16 protein-coding genes are annotated in these 17429 nt (G+C 67.0%); 11 read left to right on the top strand and 5 right to left on the bottom strand.

Annotated features, from left to right (window positions below):
• Positions 1–207 precede the first annotated feature (207 nt).
• Together WS46_RS21205 and phaR are read left to right on the top strand one after the other, a co-directional pair.
• A complete protein-coding gene (locus WS46_RS21205; RefSeq protein WP_059537451.1) occupies positions 208–948 on the top strand; it encodes a 3-ketoacyl-ACP reductase in 741 nt (246 codons plus the stop codon).
• A gap of 118 nt (positions 949–1066) precedes the next feature.
• A complete protein-coding gene (gene phaR / locus WS46_RS21210; RefSeq protein ID WP_011549704.1) occupies positions 1067–1633 on the top strand; it encodes a polyhydroxyalkanoate synthesis repressor PhaR in 567 nt (188 codons plus the stop codon).
• 368 nt (positions 1634–2001) lie between these two features.
• On the opposite strand, the gene WS46_RS21215 is transcribed toward phaR, so the two are convergent.
• Positions 2002–2256, bottom strand: a complete 255-nt coding sequence (locus WS46_RS21215; RefSeq protein ID WP_059537455.1) for a hypothetical protein — start codon at positions 2254–2256, stop codon at positions 2002–2004.
• Between the two features lie 272 nt (positions 2257–2528).
• On the opposite strand from WS46_RS21215, the gene rimO reads away from it, so the two are divergent.
• The 4 genes from rimO to WS46_RS21235 all read left to right on the top strand — a co-directional run bounded on the left by rimO (position 2529) and on the right by WS46_RS21235 (position 6881).
• Positions 2529–3890: a 30S ribosomal protein S12 methylthiotransferase RimO gene (gene rimO, locus WS46_RS21220; RefSeq protein WP_059691648.1), complete on the top strand. Its 1362-nt coding sequence runs from the start codon at positions 2529–2531 to the stop codon at positions 3888–3890.
• Between the two features lie 3 nt (positions 3891–3893).
• Positions 3894–4820 (top strand): sugar kinase, encoded by a 927-nt coding sequence (locus WS46_RS21225; protein ID WP_059691649.1) that lies wholly within the window; start codon positions 3894–3896, stop codon positions 4818–4820.
• Between the two features lie 220 nt (positions 4821–5040).
• Complete coding sequence (locus WS46_RS21230; RefSeq protein ID WP_059524210.1) at positions 5041–5583, top strand: hypothetical protein; 543 nt, start codon at positions 5041–5043, stop codon at positions 5581–5583.
• Positions 5584–5696: 113 nt separating this feature from the next.
• Positions 5697–6881, top strand: a complete 1185-nt coding sequence (locus WS46_RS21235; RefSeq protein WP_059691650.1) for a cystathionine beta-lyase — start codon at positions 5697–5699, stop codon at positions 6879–6881.
• A gap of 85 nt (positions 6882–6966) precedes the next feature.
• Here the strand turns inward: WS46_RS21235 and serB are convergent, their stop codons facing one another.
• Together serB and WS46_RS21245 are read right to left on the bottom strand one after the other, a co-directional pair.
• Positions 6967–7812, bottom strand: a complete 846-nt coding sequence (gene serB, locus WS46_RS21240) for a phosphoserine phosphatase SerB (RefSeq protein WP_059524213.1) — start codon at positions 7810–7812, stop codon at positions 6967–6969.
• A gap of 189 nt (positions 7813–8001) precedes the next feature.
• Positions 8002–8943 (bottom strand): LysR family transcriptional regulator, encoded by a 942-nt coding sequence (locus WS46_RS21245; protein ID WP_059691651.1) that lies wholly within the window; start codon positions 8941–8943, stop codon positions 8002–8004.
• A gap of 123 nt (positions 8944–9066) precedes the next feature.
• On the opposite strand from WS46_RS21245, the gene WS46_RS21250 reads away from it, so the two are divergent.
• The 3 genes from WS46_RS21250 to WS46_RS21260 all read left to right on the top strand — a co-directional run bounded on the left by WS46_RS21250 (position 9067) and on the right by WS46_RS21260 (position 11570).
• On the top strand, positions 9067–10083 hold the full coding sequence (locus WS46_RS21250) for a zinc-binding alcohol dehydrogenase family protein (RefSeq protein WP_059691652.1): 1017 nt from the start codon (positions 9067–9069) through the stop codon (positions 10081–10083).
• A gap of 209 nt (positions 10084–10292) precedes the next feature.
• Entirely contained in the window at positions 10293–10844 is a 552-nt protein-coding gene (locus WS46_RS21255; protein WP_059691830.1) for a DUF6013 family protein, read from the top strand.
• A gap of 252 nt (positions 10845–11096) precedes the next feature.
• The gene (locus WS46_RS21260) at positions 11097–11570 is read left to right on the top strand and encodes a PliI family lysozyme inhibitor of I-type lysozyme (protein WP_059691653.1); all 474 of its coding nucleotides are present in this window, start codon (positions 11097–11099) and stop codon (positions 11568–11570) included.
• Between the two features lie 42 nt (positions 11571–11612).
• Here the strand turns inward: WS46_RS21260 and fetB are convergent, their stop codons facing one another.
• Together fetB and WS46_RS21270 are read right to left on the bottom strand one after the other, a co-directional pair.
• The gene (fetB, locus tag WS46_RS21265; protein WP_059691654.1) at positions 11613–12416 is read right to left on the bottom strand and encodes an iron export ABC transporter permease subunit FetB; all 804 of its coding nucleotides are present in this window, start codon (positions 12414–12416) and stop codon (positions 11613–11615) included.
• The gene (locus tag WS46_RS21270; protein ID WP_059691655.1) at positions 12413–13114 is read right to left on the bottom strand and encodes an ATP-binding cassette domain-containing protein; all 702 of its coding nucleotides are present in this window, start codon (positions 13112–13114) and stop codon (positions 12413–12415) included. The genes fetB and WS46_RS21270 overlap by 4 nt, the downstream gene beginning before the upstream one ends.
• A gap of 152 nt (positions 13115–13266) precedes the next feature.
• Here WS46_RS21270 and WS46_RS21275 point away from each other — a divergent pair, with 152 nt between their 5' ends.
• Complete coding sequence (locus WS46_RS21275) at positions 13267–15573, top strand: AsmA family protein (protein ID WP_059691656.1); 2307 nt, start codon at positions 13267–13269, stop codon at positions 15571–15573.
• Positions 15574–15705: 132 nt separating this feature from the next.
• Entirely contained in the window at positions 15706–17298 is a 1593-nt protein-coding gene (locus tag WS46_RS21280; protein WP_059524228.1) for an ABC-F family ATPase, read from the top strand.
• The last annotated feature ends 131 nt before the right edge of the window (positions 17299–17429 follow it).

Genomic DNA, 17429 nt, shown 5'->3' on the forward strand with positions numbered 1-17429 from the left:
ATGGTCAAGCGCGATGCGAAGCGCGGGCTGGCGTCGCTGTGCATCGGCGGCGGGATGGGCGTCGCGCTTGCGGTCGAGCGTCCGTAACCGGTCGTCCGTCACGGCCAAACCAATCCGGGCGCCGGCCGATTGCGGCTTCGGCCGGCGTTACGTGAAGTCAGAGGGGGCCTCCGGCGGCTCTCGAAACCAAAAAATGGAGTGAGATTTATGTCTCAGCGAATTGCGTACGTAACGGGCGGGATGGGCGGCATCGGCACCAGCATCTGCCAGCGTCTGTCGAAAGACGGCTTCAAGGTGGTCGCGGGTTGCGGCCCGAACTCGCCGCGCCGGGTGAAATGGCTCGAGGACCAGAAGGCGCTCGGCTACGATTTCATCGCGTCGGAAGGCAACGTGGGCGACTGGGACTCGACCAAGGCAGCGTTCGACAAGGTCAAGGCCGAAGTCGGCGAGATCGACGTGCTGGTCAACAACGCGGGCATCACGCGCGACGTCGTGTTCCGCAAGATGACGCATGAAGACTGGACGGCCGTGATCGACACCAACCTGACGAGCCTGTTCAACGTGACGAAGCAGGTGATCGACGGGATGGTCGAGCGCGGCTGGGGCCGGATCATCAACATTTCGTCGGTGAACGGCCAGAAGGGGCAATTCGGCCAGACGAACTACTCGACCGCGAAGGCCGGCATCCACGGTTTCACGATGTCGCTCGCGCAGGAAGTCGCAACGAAGGGCGTGACGGTCAACACCGTGTCGCCCGGCTACATCGGCACCGACATGGTGAAGGCGATTCGTCCGGACGTGCTCGAGAAGATCGTCGCGACGATCCCGGTGCGTCGTCTCGGCGCGCCGGAGGAAATCGGTTCGATCGTCGCGTGGCTCGCGTCGAACGACTCCGGCTTCGCGACGGGCGCCGACTTCTCGCTGAACGGCGGCCTGCATATGGGCTGAACGTCCGGCTGCGCGGGCCGCTTCGGCCGCGCGGCCCGGCGTTTCCGAAGGCCCCCGCCTCCCGGATCCGGGGGGCGGGGATTTGTCACTTGCGCTACGCTGCACCCAAAGGCGTTACATGACTACTACAAAGAAAACGGCCGAGCGGCTCATCAAGAAGTACCCGAACCGCCGGCTCTACGATACCGAGACGAGCACGTACATCACGCTGACCGACGTCAAGCAGCTCGTGCTGGAACAGGAGGACTTCAAGGTCGTCGACGCGAAATCCAACGAAGACCTGACGCGCAGCATCCTGCTGCAGATCATCCTCGAGGAAGAGAGCGGCGGCGTGCCGATGTTCTCGTCGTCGATGCTGTCGCAGATCATCCGTTTCTACGGTCATGCGATGCAGGGCATGATGGGCACGTACCTGGAAAAGAATATCCAGGCGTTCATCGACATCCAGAACAAGCTCGCGGATCAATCGAAGAACCTTTACGAAGGTAACGCGATGAATCCGGAAGTCTGGTCGCAGTTCATGAACATGCAGGCGCCGATGATGCAAGGGATGATGACGAGCTACATCGAGCAGTCGAAGAACATGTTCGTGCAGATGCAGGAGCAGATGCAGAACCAGGCGAAGTCGATGTTCAGCACGTTCCCGTTCAAGCAACCGGGCGCGCCGGAGCCGGAGAAGAAGTAACGCTTGCGCGGCAGGCCGGTCGCGGCGGCACCCGCCGCCCGCCGCCCGCCGCCTGGCTTGGCGCCGCGATGCGCGGCGGTGCGATGCGGCCGATCGTGTGCTCGGGCACGACGATGGCCGCTGGCCGCCGGCGCAAGATGTCGCCGACGGTCGTTCCTGATCGTCGGCACCGAATGCCCGTGCCCTCGCGTGGGGGCGGTGCGCTCGTGGTCCGGTCGCTTTTGTCTAATTCCAGAGAGTCATCAGCAACTCGACACACGGGCGTGTCGCGCCGCACGGCGTGAGTTTGTGCCAGTGCGGCCGATCGCCGTTGCGTCGGGCCGCGTCACAACGCGCAGCGGCAAAGCCTGCGCGTCCGCCGGCTTGGCTCAAAGTGCCGGATCGAAATCCTGGTGATCGTCCGCGGGAGGAAGGTCGAGCACGAGCTTCACCGCGCAGTAGTTCGCCTTCAGCGAAAACACCCGGCCGATCACAAGAAACGTCTGCCGCGAATTCTCGAGTTCGACGAAGTCGCCCGGCTGCGGCACGTGGGCGCCCTGATCATAGGAAAAGCTGGTGCTGGTCTGCTCGCCGATGGTCTCGGCGGCGTGCTCGGTGAATTCGATCGTGATGTGGGTGGTCATGCGAAGCCCGTTGGGTAAGTGAAGAGAGCGGATGTTGCGATTTTCGCATAGGGGCGGGGTGAGGCCCGGGGGCGATTGTCGTGCATGACGGGCGGTGATCGCATTCATCGTTTCATCGTCGCCGGTCCGAAAGGCTGGATCAGCTGCCGGTTCCGCCGGCGCGTGCTGGGTATTGAGGGCGCCATCCACGGCGTCTTGAGCGCCAGTTTTGCCTCCCTGACCCATAAATAGCTGTAAACTCACGCTTTTGCCGCCACGCCCCCACATTCCAGATGTCCCAGTCCCCCAAAGTAGGCTTCGTGTCGCTCGGGTGCCCGAAGGCGCTCGTCGACTCCGAACAAATCATCACCCAACTGCGCGCCGAAGGTTATGAAATCTCCGGCACCTACGACGGTGCCGACCTCGTCGTCGTCAACACCTGCGGCTTCATCGACGAAGCCGTGCAGGAAAGTCTCGACGCGATCGGCGAAGCGCTGACCGAGAACGGCAAGGTGATCGTCACCGGCTGCCTCGGCGCGAAGTCGAGCGCCAGCGGCTCGAACCTGATCGAGGAAGTCCACCCGAAGGTGCTCGCCGTCACCGGCCCGCACGCGGTGGGCGAAGTGATGCAGGCCGTGCACTCGCACCTGCCGAAGCCGCACGATCCGTTCGTCGACCTCGTGCCGGCCGCCGGCATCAAGCTCACGCCGCGCCACTATGCGTACCTGAAGATCTCCGAAGGCTGCAACCACCGCTGCACGTTCTGCATCATCCCGTCGATGCGCGGCGATCTCGTGTCGCGTCCGGTCGCGGAAGTGATGCTCGAGGCGGAGAACCTGTTCAAGTCGGGCGTGAAGGAACTGCTCGTGATCTCGCAGGACACGAGCGCGTACGGCGTCGACGTGAAGTACCGCACGGGCTTCTGGAACGGCAAGCCGATCAAGACGCGCATGACCGACCTGGTCGCCGCGCTCGGCGAACTCGCCGCGCAGTTCGGCGCATGGGTGCGCCTGCACTACGTGTATCCGTATCCGAGCGTCGACGAAGTCATTCCGCTGATGGCCGAAGGCCCGTTCAAGGGCCACGTGCTGCCGTATCTCGACGTGCCGTTCCAGCACGCGCATCCGGAAGTGCTGAAGCGCATGAAGCGCCCGGCGAACGCCGAGAAGGTGCTCGAGCGCGTGCAGAAGTGGCGCGAGATCTGCCCGGACCTGACGATCCGCAGCACGTTCATCGCCGGCTTCCCCGGCGAGACGGAAGAGCAGTTCGAAACGCTGCTCGACTTCATCCGCGAGGCGGAACTCGATCGGGTCGGCTGCTTTGCCTATTCGCCGGTCGAAGGCGCGACCGCGAACGACCTGGACGGCGCACTGCCGGACGACGTTCGCGAAGAACGCCGCGCGCGCTTCATGGAAGTCGCCGAGGAAGTGTCGGCGCGGCGCATCCAGCGCAAGGTCGGCAAGACCCTCAAGGTGCTGATCGACGAAGTCAGCGAGGAAGGCGGCATTGGCCGCACGGCGGCGGATGCACCGGAGATCGACGGCGTCGTCTACATCGAACCGGCGACGAAGGCGTCGAAGCGCTACAAGGTCGGCGATTTCGTGTCGGTGAAGATCGCCGGCGCGGACGGCCACGACCTGTGGGGCGAGGTCTAAGCGATGACCGCAGCGTTTCCGCAGATCCTCGCGCTCGGCGAGGCGATGATCGAATTCAACCAGTCGCAGCCGGGGCGCACGGAGTTCCTGCAGGGCTTCGGCGGCGACACGTCGAACTTCTGCATCGCCGCGGCGCGTCAGGGCGCGTCGACGGGCTTCGTGTCGGCGATCGGCGACGATCCGTTCGGCTGCTTGCTGGCTGACATGTGGGCGACGGAAGGCGTCGACACGACGTACGTGCGGATCGACCGCTCGGCGCCGACCGGCGTGTATTTCGTCACGCACGGCGCGGACGGCCACCAGTTCGACTATCTGCGCGCGGGCTCCGCGGCGAGCCGCTACGCGGTCGCCGACCTGCCGCTCGATGCGCTGGCCGCGGCGAAGGCCGTGCACCTGTCGGGCATCAGCCTCGCGATCAGCACGGCCGCATGCGACGCCGCGTTCGCGGCGATCGACCACGCGCGCGGCAACGGCGCGCAGGTCAGCTTCGATACGAACCTGCGCCTGAAGCTGTGGCCGCTGCCGCGCGCCCGCGCGGTGATGCGCGAGGCGCTGCGCCAGACGGACATCTGCCTGCCGAGCTGGGACGACGTCACGGCGCTCACGGGCGCGAACGATCGCGACGCGATCGTCGATGCGATGCTCGAACACGGGCCGCGGGTCGTCGCGCTGAAGCTCGGCAAGGAAGGCGCGTACGTGGCGACCCCGAACGAACGGCGAGTGGTGCCGGGCTTCGCGGTCGAGGCCGTCGACGCGACGGGCGCGGGCGACTGCTTCGGCGGCGCGTTCGTGGCGCGGATCGTCGCGGGCGACGATCCGTTTGCGGCGGCGCGTTATGCGAACGCGGCCGCGGCGCTGTCGACGACGGGTTACGGCGCGGTCGCGCCGATTCCGCGCCGCGAGGCGGTGGAACGCCTGATGCAGGGCTGACGCGGATCACGCATGCCGGTGTGACCTCGCGCGCGTGACGCACGCATCCGCAATCCCTGGATGACGGGCGACATGCAACGCGAAGGTGGCCAGCGGCGTGCGTACCGCGATCGGCGTTTTCGCACGCGCGATCGTTACGCGCGCGTGACGACGACCATCGGCGGCAGGCAGCATGCCGCCGTGTTTTTTCGAGCGAATCTGAAGCAAGGAGCAACACAAGGTGGGTCGATATTCGGAATGGCAACGGGCGCTGGTGATCGCCGGTGCGCTGGCGGCGGGCCTCGCGATGCCGGGCGTGGTCGCGGCGCAGGCCGCCGCGCCGGGCGTGCAGCAGGATGAAGCGACACCCGCGCGGCCGCTGCGGCCGAATCCGGAATTCGCCCGCCTGCCGCGCTACGAAGGCACGCTCGGCGACCGGCCGATCGTCGTGCATCTCGGGCCGAAGACGGACGAGGAAGGCGTGCACGGCGAATACCAGTTCGCGGACACGGGTGAGGTCGTGCTGCTCGCCGGCGACCGCGACGGCGACACGCTCGAAATCGAGGAATCGAACGACGGCACGAACATCACGGGTGTGTGGATCGGCCGCTTCGACGCGACGGGCGACCTGAAGGCCGACCGGATGAACTCGGACGAATCGGATCCGCAACCCGTCGTGCTGCGCCTGGCGCCGGGCAAGCGCGCGGCGCTGCAGGTGCGCGACGGCCGGATACGGGAAATCGAGACGGTCGGCGGCATCGTCAACCTGCGCACCGACGACTGAGCGCGCGCTGGCTCGGTGCGCGCGGCGCGCATTGTACCGGGCCAAGCGCGCCGATTTTGGCTAATCTAGCGACACATTCCGCAACCGAACGGCCTTTCCCCCGGCCTCCTGCCATGACTGCATCCACTCCGAAGCGCGCACTCCAGACCCGCATCGTTCAACCCGACGACATCATTCCGGAAGGCTTCCGCTCGTTCGTCCCGCCGGTCGCGCGGGCATCGACGGTCGTGTTCCCCGATCTCGCGACGATGCGCGCGCTGGTCTGGCACAACGACAACCAGTGGCGCTACGGGCTGCACGCGACGCCGACGTCGCTCGCGCTCGCGCAGCGGCTCGCCGAGATCGAGGGCGGCACGCATGCGCTGCTGCAGCCGTCGGGCCTCGCGGCGATCATGAACGTCTATTTCGGGATCGTGAAGGCGGGCGACGACGTGCTGATCCCGCACAACATCTACGGGCCGAACGCCGATTTCGGCAACTGGCTCGCGAAGGATTTCGGCATCACCGCGCGCTTCTACGATCCGCTCGTCGGCGCGGGCATCGCCGACCTGATCCAGCCGAACACGCGGCTGATCTGGATCGAGGCGCCGGGCTCGGTGACGATGGAAGTGCCCGACGTGCGCGCGATCACGACGGTCGCGCAGGCGCGCGGCATCGTCACCGCGATCGACAACACGTATTCGGCCGGTCTCGCGTTCAAGCCGTTCGAGCATGGCGTCGACATCTCGGTGCAGGCGCTGACCAAGTATCAATCGGGCGGCAGCGACGTGCTGATGGGCGCGACGATTACCGCGAACGCGGAGCTGCACGCGCAACTGAAGCTCGCGCGGATGCGCTGCGGGATCGGCGTGTCGGTCGACGATTGCTCGCTCGTGCTGCGCAGCCTGCCGAACATGCAGGTGCGCTTCGACGCGCACAGCAAGAGCGCGCTCGCGCTCGCGAAATGGCTGAAGGCGCGGCCGGAGATCGCCGCCGTGCTGCATCCGCAACTGCCGGACTGTCCGGGGCACGCGTCGTTCGTGCGCGACTTCACCGGCGCGGGCGGGCTGTTCTCGGTGGTGTTCGACGAACGCTACAGCAGCGAGCAGATCGATCGTTTCGTCGAGGCGCTCGAGCTGTTCGCGATCGGCTGGAGCTGGGGCGGTGCATGCAGCCTCGCGATGCCTTACGACGTGGCGTCGATGCGTGCGGAGTGGCCGCATCGCGGCACGCTGGTGCGCTTTTACGTCGGTCTCGAAGACGAAGCCGACCTGCGTGCGGACATCGAGCGCGCGCTGCAGGCTACGCTCGGCCGATAACGGAACCGAAGCGGAAAAACGAAACGCCCGCGCGATGCAATATCGCGCGGGCGTTTTTTCATGGACGGCGTGCGCAGACCGGAAATCAGAACAGCCGCAGCAGCCCGTCGAGGCCCACGTGGTCGAATGCGACGGTGGCCGCATCGCGCACGACGGGCTTGGCGTGGAACGCGACCGACAGCCCGGCTTCGGCCATCATCTTCAGATCGTTCGACCCGTCGCCCATCGCGATCGCGCGGCTCGGCTCGAGGCCGAGCGATGCGCAGGTATCGCGCAGCATGCGCGCCTTCACGTCCGCGTTGACGATTTCGCCGAGCACCTTGCCGGTCAGCTTGCCGTCGACGATCTCGAGCGTGTTCGCGTGCGCGTAGTCGAGGCCGAGGCGCGCCTTCAGGCGCTCGGTGAAGAACGTGAAGCCGCCCGACACGAGCAGCGTCTTCAGTCCCGCGGCCTTCACGCCGGCGAGCATCGTCTCCGCGCCCGGCGACAATTGCAGCCGCTCCTCGTACACGCGCTCGAGCGCCTGCGCGTCGAGCCCCGCGAGCAGCGCGACGCGACGCGTGAGGCTTTCGTTGAAGTCGCGGATCTCGCCGCGCATCGATGCCTCGGTGATCTCCGCGACCTGCGTCTTCAGCCCGCAGAAATCGGCGATCTCGTCGATGCATTCGATCGTGATCAGTGTCGAATCCATGTCCATCACGACGAGCCCGAACTCGCCGAGCGTACGGCCGGCTTCGACGAAGCCGAAGTCGAGCGCGTGCGTGCCGCAGTACGCGTCGATGTCGAGCCGCTGCGCGGGGTTTGCGTTTTCGATACGCAGCGCGTGATCGTCGGTCTGCACGATGCGGGTGCCGCGCGACAGCGCGAGCAGCGGTTTGTGATGCGCGTCCGACAACGGCGCGAGACTCTGGATGACGAGATTGTGGGTCATGACGGAATGATTGGAAGCGAATGAAACGCATGCGCGGCCGGCATGCGGCCGCCTGCGAACGCGGGCCCCGTCCGGCGTCGGGCCGTCGCGTCGCGAACGCGCCATTGTAGCCGGTTGGTGTCAGGGCGCGACCGGATCGCCGCGGATGCCCGGCCGGCGCCGCCGCAAGCTCCGCTCGCGGGACGGCGCCTATCGTTCACCCGCGCCATCCCAGTAAGGCGGATCGCCGAAGTGTTCGGCCAGGAACGCGATGAACGCGAGCGTCTTGAGCGGCACGTGCGCGCGGCTCGGATAGACGGCCCAGATCGCGACGTCGTTCGCGAACGGGTAATCGTCGAGCACCGTGACGAGCGCGCCGCTCGCGAGCAGCGGGCCGACGTCCCAGGTCGACTTGATCGCGATGCCGAAGCCGTCGACGAGCGCTTCGCGGATCGCCTCGCCGTTGCTCGCGACGAGCCGGCCGCCGACGCGCACGGTGAGCGGGCCTTGCGGCGTGACGAACGACCAGTCGCGCTGGTCGCCGAGAATCACGCATTCGTGCTGTGCGAGATCGGCGGGATGGCGCGGCGTCCCGTGTTCGGCGAGATACGCGGGCGAGCAGCACAGCACGCGCCGGTTGGCGGCGAGCTTGCGCGCGACCAGCGTCGAGTCCTTCAGCGCGCCGAGGCGGATCGCGACGTCGTAGCCGTCGTCGACGAGGTCGACGATCTCGTCGGATAGCCGCAGGTCGAGCGACACGGACGGGTAGCGGCGCAGGAACGCGGGAATCACGGGCGCGACGTGCTGGCGGCCGAACGACGACGACATCGACACCTTCAGCCGGCCATACGGCTCGCTGCGGCCGTGGCCGACCGACGCGCGCGCGGCGTCGGCGGCCGACAGCAGCGCCTCGGCGCGGGCCATGAAGATTTCGCCGTCCTGCGTGAGGCTGATGCGGCGCGTGGTGCGATGCAGCAAGCGCGCGCCGAGCTGACGCTCCAGCTGCGCGATGCGCGCGCTTGCGACCGCGGCCGACACGCCGAACTCGCGTCCGGCCGCGCTCACGTTCGCCAGCAGCGCCGCGCGCACGAACAGGCCGACGTCGAGCAGGTCGAGCGGCTTGTCGGGGGCCGGAATCGGATCGGATGGCATTATTCTGAAATTCCTGAAAATGTTTCAGGAAATATAGCGGTTTTCTCGAAGGATCGGGCCGCCTACGATGGCAGGCATGGGGCTGCGCCGCGGCCCGCCCGATTTCCCTGAAGGAGTTTCGTGATGAAAGCCGTTGGACTGACCCGTTATCTGCCGATCGACGACCCGCAGGCGCTCGTCGACGTGGAGCTGCCGCAACCCGTGCCGGGCCCGCGCGACCTGCTCGTGAAGGTCGAGGCGATCTCCGTGAACCCGGTCGACACCAAGGTGCGCGCGCCGAAGCCGCAGGTCGAGGAGACCCCGCGCGTGCTCGGCTGGGATGCGGCCGGCACGGTCGTCGCGGTCGGTGCCGAGGTGACGATGTTCCGGCCGGGCGACGAGGTGTTCTACGCGGGCAGCATCACACGCCCCGGCGCGAACAGCGAATTTCACACGGTCGACGAGCGGATCGCGGCGCTCAAGCCGCGCTCGCTCGATTTCGCGGCGTCGGCTGCGTTGCCGCTCACCGCGCTGACCGCGTGGGAGGCGCTGTTCGACCGGCTGCGCGTGTCGCCGCAGGGCGCGGACGCGGGCAAGTCGGTGCTGATCGTCGGCGGCGCGGGCGGGGTGGGTTCGATCGCGATCCAGCTGGCGAAGACGCTCGGCAAGCTGCACGTGATCGCGACCGCGTCGCGGCCGGCGTCGGCCGAATGGGTGCGCTCGCTCGGCGCGGACGACGTGGTCGACCATTTCGGCGACTTGCCCGCGCAACTGCGCGAGATCGGTCATGCGAACGTCGACTATGTACTGATCTTCAACGACACGGATCGTCATTTCCCTGCCGCGGCGGAAGTCATCCGGCCGCAGGGCGGCATTTGCACGATCGTCGAGAACGAGAAGCCGATTCCGGTCGAGCTGCTGAAGGCGAAAAGCGCCGCGTTTCACTGGGAGTTCATGTTCACGCGCGCGATGTTCGAGACGCCGGACATGGTCGAACAGCACAAGATCCTGAGCGAGGTGGCGAGGCTCGTCGACGGCGGCACGCTGCGCACGACGCTCGGCGAGCAGCTCGGCACGATCAACGCCGCGAACCTGCGACGCGCGCACCAACTGCTCGAGGCCGGGCGCGCGATCGGCAAGCTGGTGCTGAGCGGATTCTGACCTCGAGGCCGGGGCGAAAAAACCGAGGTGGCCCGGCGTTTTCTCGAGAGGCGGCATCGCCCGTACGGGATACGGCGTCGCGAACGCAAGCGGGGTAACACCCGATGCGTTTGCGGCGCATTGCATGCCGCTTGGCGGTAGACTGGCAACGCATCATGCATCGAAAACCGCGCGGCACGCGCGTGCCGCCGCATTACAAGGAGGTCAGCATGAGCCAACGCAGCTTGTCAGTCGCCGCATCGTGGTCTGCCGTGTTCGCGGCGGCGTGCGTCAGCGCGAGCGTATTCGCGGCGCCGCCGGTCAAGGGCAGCCTGAAGGGCGGCGGGACGGGGCAGCTCGAATACACCGTCAAGGTCGACTCGAAGACCTTCGGCAATACGCAGGAGACGCGCAAGATCCGCTCGGGCGAAACGGACGACTTCAACTGGAAGTCGGTGCCGCCGGGCGGCGCGGTCGCGATGCCCGACGGTTGCCCGAACGCCGACAACCTGCCGCGCGACGCGAACGGCGCGATGGTGCGCCAGACCCAGGTGCGGCTCGCGCCGTCGGTCGACGCGAAGGGGATCGCGAACGTGCAGATGAGCTTCCAGGCTGCTGCGCCGAAAGGCACGCGCAACGTGAGCGCGGGCGGCAAGTCGCTGCAGTGCCCTGACGTCGTGTCGGTGAGCCAGGTCAAGTGGGTGTCGATTTCGACCAATGGCGGGTCGAAGTCCGTCACGATGAGCGACGGCACGAAGGTGACGGTGTCGATCAAGCGCTGAGCGGGGCGCGCGGGCCGGCAAGGCGTCCGGTGCGCGCGCAACCATCGCGATGCGCATCCGGGCGTTCCGGGCAGGGTCGCGCGTAACGGTTTCGTGGCGCGCGGCTTCGGGCCTTTCCGTTGAGCCATGTTCGATTTCGTCACGCCCTGCGCGCGCCGGTGGCGCGGTCATTTGCGTAGGCGGCCTGCGTGACGTCCTGCGGATGTCACGCTATCCTTGCGGCATCCTCCATCTTCCCCGAACGACATTCCGATGAAACATTACATGCGCGTGCTGCTGTCGGCTGCTGCGTTCGTTGCTGCCCATGCGCAGGCGGCGGACGATTGCAGCTTCGTGAAGAAGGTCGAGCTGCCGACGCGACAGCAGATCGCCGTCGTGTCGAGCGGCGCGCTCGAGCCGTGCTCGACCGGCAGCTACGCGGTGCGCGTGTATTCGACCGCGCATGCCGCACCCGGCTTCGATACGGACGACTACGTGACCGGCGTGCTGCATGCACGTGACGGCACCGTCGCCGATGCCTTCACGGCCGACCTCGGCGCGCGTGCGCCGCAGGCGCTCGTCGTCACGACGCGCTCGGCCGGCAGCGGCGGTTACGTCGGTGCGCAGGCCTATGTGACGACGCCGCGCGCGGTGCGGCTCGTCGCGTCGGTCGACGGGCTGGCGCCCGACGCCGACGTCTCGGCCGCGTTGCGCCAGGCCATCGGCAAACGCCGCGCCGCCCGCTGACCGCACGCCACGCGGATGCCGCTTGCGATGCGGCGCCGCGGGTCAATGCGCGCGTTCCTCGAGCCGCGTTGCAAGAAAGCGGTGATCGGCCGAGAACAACCGGCGATACGTCATCAGCACCGCGCCCACGGTGCCGAGCGCGGACGCCGCGGCGATCAGGAACATGATCACGATCTGGTAGCGCACGGCCTGCAGCGGCGACTGGCCGGCCAGCACCTGGCCCGTCATCATCCCCGGCAGGCTCACGACGCCGACGACGGCCATCTGGTTGAGCGTCGGCAGCATGCCCGCGCGCACGGCCTGGCGCGCGGCGTCCTGCGCGGCTTCCCAGCGCGTCGCACCGAGCGCCAGTGCCGTCTCGACGCGGTCGCGCCGCGCGGTCAGTTCCTCCATCATCCGTTCGACGCCGAGCGACACGCCCGTGAGCGTATTGCCGAGGATCATCCCGAGGATCGGGATCGCATATTGCGGCGTGTACCACGGATGAATGCGGATCACGACGAACAGGCCGACGGCCGCGACGAACCAGCTGCTGAACCAGATCGACGCAATGCTGTCGACGCGCTGTCCGCGATACGTGCGCTTGCCGCGACCGGCGCCCGCGAAGCCTGCAATCAACGTCATCAACGCGGTGAGCGGCAGCACGACGGTCCAGTGCGGATGACCGAACACCCAGCCGAGCACGTAGCCGATTGCCAGCAACTGCACGACGGTGCGCACGGCGGCGAGCGCGAGCTTGCGCCCGAGGCCGAGCGACAGCGCGGCCGAGATCGCACCGTTGATCGCGACGAGCGCGGCGGCGATGCCGACGTCGACGAGACTCAGATCCTGCAGAGCGGGGCTCATGGCTGCGCCTCCATCGCGTTCGCGGCGTGCAGCACGCCGGCCTGCATCACGAGCCGCATCGTGCCGATGCGGGCGGCTTGCGCCGGATCGTGCGAGATCCACATGTAGGCGCGTGCATCGGGGGCCGCGTCGAACCAGGCGCCGACGAGCGCTTCGATCGCGCGCGTCGAGTCGGGGTCGAGCGCGGACGTCGGTTCGTCGAGCAACAGCACGTCGGGGTCGAGCTGCAGCACGCGCAGGAGCGCGGCGATCTGCGCTTCGCCGCCCGACAGTTCGCTCGCCCGCTTGTCGAGAAAATCGGCGCTGCGACCGGCGCGTGCCGCGAGCGCTTCGGCGCGGGCACGGTCGAACGTCACGTCGCGATAGATCGCGAGTGAATACGGATAGCGCAACTGCGCTTCGACCGTCCCGTCCATCTGCGCGGGCCGCTGGCGCACGTAGGCGACGCTGCGCCGGTAGCGCGGAATCGCGCCGCGCCTGATCCGCTCGCCGCGCCAGAGGATATGCCCGCCGTCGAGCGGGTCGAGCAACGCGAGCGCGCGCAGCAGCACGCTCTTGCCGGAGCCCGACGGTCCCGTGATAGCAATTCGCGATCCCGCGGCGAGGCTGAAATCGGTCGGCGCCAGCAGCGTCTTGCCGCTGCTGGCGTCGCGGCGCGTGATGTGCTGCGCATCGATGAGACCGGAGGGGGCTGTCATGTCACAAATGAAAAAAAGCGTTAATGGCGCCGAAGCGTTACTGCAGCGTGCGCCATAATACCTATTGAAAAGCCGCCGGTGTCGTGCTCCGTTCGCTCACGCAAGTGGCCCGACATGGCGCGCAAACTCTGCAGAACAACAACGGAACCGCCATGACGCTAGCACGAGCCATCGGCAAATCGGCTGCATGGATCGTCGGTATCGTCGCACTGATCCTCGCGGCGGCCGGCATCTTCATTTTCACGTTCGACTGGAACCACGCGAAACCGTGGGTCAACGAACATGTGAGTACCGCACTTGGCCGCCCGTTCGCGATCAACGGCGATCTCAAGGTCGGCTGGCGCCGCCCCGACGGCGAGACCGGCTGGCGCGCATGGGTGCCCTGGCCGAGCTTCTCCGCCACGCAACTCGAGATCGGCAACCCGGACTGGGCGAAGGGGCCCAAGTTCGTCACGCTCGATGCCGCGCATTTCGATCTCGCGATTCTTCCGCTTCTCGCGCACGAAATCGTCATTCCGTCGATCGATGTCGTCAATCCCGCGGTCGACCTCGAGCGGCTCGCCGACGGCCGCAACACGTGGACCTTCCAGTTCAAGCAATCGTCGCAGCCGTCGCCGTGGAAGGTGCGGCTCGACAGCTTCGGTTTCGCGAAGGGTATCGTCACGTATCGCGATGCGATCACGAAGGCCGATCTCACGGTCGCGATCGATACGCTCGGCCAGCCGATTCCGCTCGGCGACGTGCTGAAGGAGCAGGAGCAAACGTCGCGCGCGGCGTCGGCGCAGCGTGTCGGCAAGAGCGGCGCCGCCCGACTGAGCGCGAAGGCGAGTGCCGAGGCCGCGTCGGGTGCGTCGGCGGCGCAAGGCGCGAGCGGGGCGTCCGCCGCAACGGCGTCGGGTGCCTCCGCCGCCGCGCCGGCTACTTCGGTTTCCTCCGCATCCACGGCCGTGCCGGCATCCGGCGCGAGCGGTGCGTCCGCTGCATCCGCTGCGTCGGGTACCGCTGCGCCCGCGAAGCCGGCCGGCCCGACGTATGCGTTCGGGCTCAAGGTCGACGGCCGCTACAAGAACGTGCCGATCAGCGGCACCGGCAAGGTGGGCGGCGTGCTGGCGATCGAGAACGCGACGCAGCCGTTCCCGCTGCAGGCCGACGTAAAGGCCGGCGATACACGGCTGGCGATCGTCGGCACGCTGACCGACCCGATGCATCTCGCGGCACTCGACCTGCGTCTGTGGCTGCAAGGCACGTCGATGTCGCACCTCTACCAGATCACCGGCATCACGCTGCCGGACACGCCGCCGTATGCGACCGAGGGGCGCCTGATCGGCAACATCAAGCAGCACGCGAGCACGTTCCGCTACGAGAACTTCAACGGCCGCGTCGGCGGCAGCGATCTCCGCGGCACGCTCACCTGGGCGCAGCGCGAGCCGCGGCCGAAGCTGTCGGGCGAGCTCGTGTCGAACCTGCTGCAGTTCTCCGACCTCGCGCCGGTGATCGGCGCCGACTCCGCCGCGAGCAAGGCGAAGCGCGGCGACACGACGCGCCAGCCGCCGGACCGCGTGCTGCCGGTCGCGACGTTCCGCACCGAGCGCTGGAGCGCGATCGACGCGGACGTGAAGTTCACCGGGCGCAAGCTGATCAAGAGCCCGCAACTGCCGATCACCGACCTCTACACGCACATCCTGCTGCAGGACGGCGTGCTGTCGCTCGAACCGCTGCAGTTCGGCGTCGCGGGCGGCACGCTCGCGACCAACGCGCATCTCGACGGCAGCCGCACGCCGCTCAAGGGCCGCTTTACGCTGGCCGCGCGTCACTTGAGGCTGAAGCAACTGTTCCCGACGCAGAAGGTGATGCAGACCGCGCTCGGCGAAATCAACGGCGACGCGTCGCTGTCGGCGACCGGCAATTCGCCGGCCGCGCTCGCGGCGACGTCGACCGGCGAAGTGAAGGCGCTCATCACGGATGGCCGCATCAGCCTGCTGCTGATGGAGGCGGCGGGGCTGAACGTCGCGAACGTCGTCTACGAGAAGCTGTTCGGCACCCGCGACGTGAACATCAATTGCGCGGCGATCGACTTCGTCGCGAACGACGGCATGCTCGACCCGAAGGTGTTCGCGCTCGATACGGACGACGCGCTGATCAACGTCGACGGGCCGGTTAACCTGCGCGATGAATCGATCGACCTGAAGATCCATCCGCATACGAAGGGTTTCCGGGTCTTCTCGTTGCGTTCGCCGTTGTACGCGAAGGGCACGTTCAAGAACCCGAAGGTCGGCGTCGACGCCGGCGCGCTCGCGCTGCGCGCGGGCGCAATGGTCGGGCTGGGCCTGATCAACCCGTTCGCGGCGCTGATTCCGCTGATCGCGCCGAGCAATAACCGCGACGTGCCGTGCTCGGAGCTGTTCGGGCAGATGAAGGCGAAGGCGGCGCAGAAGGAGGCGCTGAAGGCCGGCAAGTGAGGATGTCCGGGGCAGGGCCGGCGCCGCGCGCGGCGGCCCGGCTGGGGGGGCCGGAACAGGGCGGTCGGCAGTTTCTCCGACACCTGCTAAAATACACGGTTTTCCGTCGATTTCTCTCTTACGGGACCTGCCGTGCTTTCTACTGCCAACATCACGATGCAATTCGGGCCGAAGCCCTTGTTCGAGAATATCTCGGTCAAATTCGGCGAGGGCAACCGCTATGGTCTGATCGGCGCGAACGGCTGCGGCAAGTCGACCTTCATGAAGATCCTCGGCGGCGACCTCGAGCCGAGCGCCGGCAACGTCGCGCTGGAGCCGAACGTGCGCCTGGGCAAGCTGCGCCAGGACCAGTTCGCGTATGAAGACGTGCGCGTGCTCGACGTCGTGATGATGGGCCACACCGAGATGTGGGCCGCGATGACCGAGCGCGACGCGATCTACGCGAACCCGGATGCCACCGACGACGACTACATGCACGCCGCCGAGCTCGAAGGCAAGTTCGCCGAATACGGCGGCTACGACGCCGAGGCGCGCGCGGGCGCGCTGCTGCTCGGCATCGGCATCGAGGAGAAGTTCCACAACGGCACGATGGCCGACGTCGCGCCGGGCTGGAAGCTGCGCGTGCTGCTCGCGCAGGCGCTGTTCTCGAAGCCAGACGTGCTGCTGCTCGACGAACCGACCAACAACCTGGACATCAACTCGATCCGTTGGCTCGAGCACACGCTCAACGAGTACAACTCGACGATGATCATCATCTCGCACGATCGTCACTTCCTGAACTCGGTGTGTACGCACATGGCCGACATGGACTTCGGCACGCTGAAGGTCTGGCCGGGCAACTACGACGACTACATGCTCGCATCGGCACAGGCGCGCGAGCGCCAGGCCGCGGCGAACGCGCGCGCGAAGGAGCGCGTGGCCGAGCTGCAGGACTTCGTGCGCCGCTTCTCGGCGAACAAGTCGAAGGCCCGCCAGGCAACGAGCCGCGCGAAGCAGATCGACAAGATCAAGATCGAGGAATTCAAGCCGTCGTCGCGTCAGAACCCGTTCATTCGCTTCGAGTTCGAGAAGAAGCTGCACAACGTCGCGGTGGTCGCCGAAGACATCACGAAGAAGTACGAGCGCACGATCTTCCAGAACTTCAACCTGTCGGTGCAGCCGGGCGAGCGCATCGCGATCATCGGCGAGAACGGCGCGGGCAAGACGACGCTGCTGCGTTCGCTGCTGGGCGCGCTGCAACTCGATCACGGCACGGTGAAGTGGTCCGAGAACGCGAATGTCGGCTACATGCCGCAGGACACGTACGAGGAGTTCCCGAACGACATCACGCTGATGGACTGGATCGACCAGTACCGCAAGGACGGCGACGACGAAACCATGGTGCGCGGCACGCTGGGCCGCCTGCTGTTCTCGTCGGACGACATCAAGAAGTCGGTGAAGGTGCTGTCGGGCGGCGAGAAGGGCCGCATGATCTGGGGCAAGCTGATGCTCGGCCGCCACAACGTGCTGCTGATGGACGAGCCGACCAACCACATGGACATGGAGTCGATCGAGTCGCTGCAGATCGCGCTCGAGCAGTTTGAAGGCACGCTGATCTTCGTGTCCCACGACCGCGAATTCGTGAGCGGGCTGGCGAACCGGATCATCGAAGTGCGCACGGACGGCACGCTGTTCGACTTCGGCGGGAATTACGAGGAGTTCCTCACGAGCCAGGGGCAGGAGTAATTGCCCCGGGCAGCCATGCCCGATCTGATGTACCGGAAGCCCGCCAGGTGGAAGCCTGGCGGGCTTTTTCGTATCCAGGGTGACCAGATGAGCGCGTGCCGCGCCAGCCCGGCGTCCCGATGAAGGGAAAA

It is taken from the genome of Burkholderia sp. RF4-BP95, from assembly GCF_001521985.1.
Lineage (GTDB): Bacteria > Pseudomonadota > Gammaproteobacteria > Burkholderiales > Burkholderiaceae > Burkholderia > Burkholderia diffusa.